The organism is Halorubrum sp. C191 (assembly GCF_002727095.1).
Lineage (GTDB): Archaea > Halobacteriota > Halobacteria > Halobacteriales > Haloferacaceae > Halorubrum > Halorubrum ezzemoulense.
Genome location: NZ_NHNZ01000020.1, coordinates 1 through 1732, shown reverse-complemented (window position 1 = coordinate 1732; position 1732 = coordinate 1). Strand labels below are relative to the sequence as shown.

At 56.9% G+C, this 1732-nt stretch carries 2 protein-coding genes; both read right to left on the bottom strand.

Annotated features, from left to right (window positions below):
* Positions 1-319: 319 nt before the first annotated feature.
* Positions 320-736 carry a transcriptional regulator gene (locus Z052_RS01105; protein WP_099288572.1) on the bottom strand — a complete coding sequence of 139 codons (417 nt, stop codon included), beginning with the start codon at positions 734-736 and terminating at the stop codon, positions 320-322.
* 27 nt (positions 737-763) lie between these two features.
* Entirely contained in the window at positions 764-1081 is a 318-nt protein-coding gene (locus Z052_RS01100; RefSeq protein WP_049933527.1) for a DUF6516 family protein, read from the bottom strand.
* Positions 1082-1732: the final 651 nt, after the last annotated feature.

The following is a 1732-nucleotide window of genomic DNA, read 5'->3' as shown; positions in this document are numbered from 1 at the left end:
GACATGAAGCACGTGGATGCTTGCTTCACTGTTCATGAACGAATACAATAATGGCTGGATAATAACACTATCCAAGCATTTCTCAAGACAGAAATTCAGAGGGTGGTGACACGCGGTACTTCACTGGGATAACGGTGGATTCTAACACACCCAGAGACGGCTTTATTGAAATCCGTGGTCGCTGATAGTTCGCTGACGCCGTGCTGAATACAGAGCGCGTATCTCACACGGAATCATCTCCCAATTCGAGTAGGCCGGATCGCTCAGTACAGCCTACTCTGAGAGAACCTTACAACACTCCGAGAGCGGTGGGTGGTGACTACGCGCTCGCGGGTGTACCATCGGCATCTCCGCTATCGATGAGCGGGTAGTCGATGTGGACCTCGATGCGGTCGAACGGAACGACGGGTTGAATCGCACCGCTGGGCCCGCCCTCTTCGAGCGTGAGGATCCCCAGTACTTCCAGCTGCTTCAGGTCCGAGTGGACGTCGGACACGTCACGCTCGACGAGACGCGCTGCCTCGCGCATGCTCTCGGGCACCTCTTCCGCGATCGCCCGAACGAGCTCGAGGCGCAGCGGCGTGAGACTGTCGACGAAGTCGTCGTAGGTGCCGAACTGGAGCGTTGCTGTTCCATCCTGATCGTCGAGATTGTCGGCCTCGACGTCTTGGACGAACTGGAGCGCGTCCTGACGGAGCTGTTCTCGGTCATCGACGGTGATGTGGAGTGTGGTCATGGTCGGGGTGTGTCGGGTGGTGTTCGATCAGTGCGGCCGGGGCGGATCGCCGCCGACGGCGTCCCAGTACTCGTCCGCGCTCGCCCAGAACTCGACAAGCCGGTCCTCCATTCCGGGGAACTCGACGTCGTCGAGGTCACCGGCTGCGGTGTGGTGTTCGTGGCCCTTCGTGTCCTCGTGGGAGTTGTCGTATCGGACGAGCGTGAGGTCGTCGAGAGTGCCCAGATGGAGCGTGTACTTCCAGCCCGAGGGGTACGTCTCGGTGTCGTCGGTCGGCCGAAGCACGACGTTCTCGACGAGACCGGCCTCGATGTGGGTGTACTGGAACAGCGGTTTCCGGGCCATCTCTCATCTGTTGGGACACCGGCCAACGCTATAAGCGTTGGGCAGAAGTCCAACACTGAACACAAACCGCTCGAGGTTCGCCACCACGGTCCGATCGACGCTACGGGCCATCTCATTACTGGATAGGGGGCGGCGACCCCACACCGCTCCCGAAACCCAATCTTCCCAGAGGGGATGCCACAGTATCAATCGTTGCTAAGACACAGTAATGCTATTTCGACTGTGTGAAACCACCTGCTCGGGCGTAAGCCAGACACGGGTTGCTCGCTTTGAGTTTCCGAATCCGCCGATTCGCTCATCTATTTAAGTAGCTCGTAGCGCTAATTGCGCCGCTTAGCCATTTGAGCTTCCGACTTCATTAACAAACTCGGAAACTCAAACTAGCATGGGTAGCTCGACGTACACCGCCTTCGAAATGAAGACCCCGTTATCGAGGTGAAATTGGACCTGAAGATGCTGAAATCTCTTTTTTAGACATATTACCGTCTGAAACAGCTGGTCACTGAAGAGTGCTTACCCGGCCAACAACTAACAATACGGTAGGAAAACAACAGGTATGGAACATCTCGACGGTGGTCGGGTCCGGAGGCACCTCTTCGGTGACCGTCTTCCTCGTTGGGCTGTTATATAGATCAAGGAGAATACCTGCGG

Excerpts from the sequence above, each read along its gene's own strand:
- Z052_RS01105 (WP_099288572.1), bottom strand. The coding sequence starts at position 736 with ATGACCACACTCCACATCACCGTCGATGACCGAGAACAGCTCCGTCAG.
- Z052_RS01100 (WP_049933527.1), bottom strand. The coding sequence starts at position 1,081 with ATGGCCCGGAAACCGCTGTTCCAGTACACCCACATCGAGGCCGGTCTC.